This window comes from Barnesiella sp. ET7, assembly GCF_024733785.1.
GTDB classification, from domain to species: Bacteria; Bacteroidota; Bacteroidia; order Bacteroidales; family Barnesiellaceae; genus Barnesiella; species Barnesiella merdigallinarum.
The window spans coordinates 1-421 of record NZ_JANRHM010000079.1; the positions used below are offsets into that span (position 1 = coordinate 1).

Annotated in this window: 1 protein-coding gene; it reads right to left on the reverse strand. The window is 45.8% G+C overall.

Features of this window, described 5'->3' with window-relative positions; translation table 11 throughout:
* Window positions 1-421: YWFCY domain-containing protein (locus NW211_RS14010; RefSeq protein ID WP_258328291.1), on the reverse strand; the 421-nt coding region annotated here is incomplete at both ends.

The following is a 421-nucleotide window of genomic DNA, read 5'->3' on the forward strand; positions in this document are numbered from 1 at the left end:
AAGACGTGTCTCCTGCATAAAGCTCTCGTTGGCCACATTGAAGACATCTTCCATAAGGTTATGTTTGAACATACGGCTCATCCACATACCCGACATAAGCAGAAGGATATATCCGACAGTCATAGTAACCGTATAGATTACCATATTCACGATTGGCGAGAATGGCAGGTCGAGCATCCACCAGTTCATAAAGAAGAGTACAAGACCTCCGAGGAAGGTCGCATAAATCTTCTGCCAGGTCATCTTCTGATTCTTGACTCCTTTTGTACCGAGGCACGACAGAGCCAAGAATATGATGGCGAACACCTTTGTCACAAGCAGGTTGCTGAACAGCCCTGCCGTATTCTGAAAGTTGAGCAGTATCTTGTCTACCACTCCGATGTTGATACCCATATCCACGATAGCCTGATAGCAGAACCAA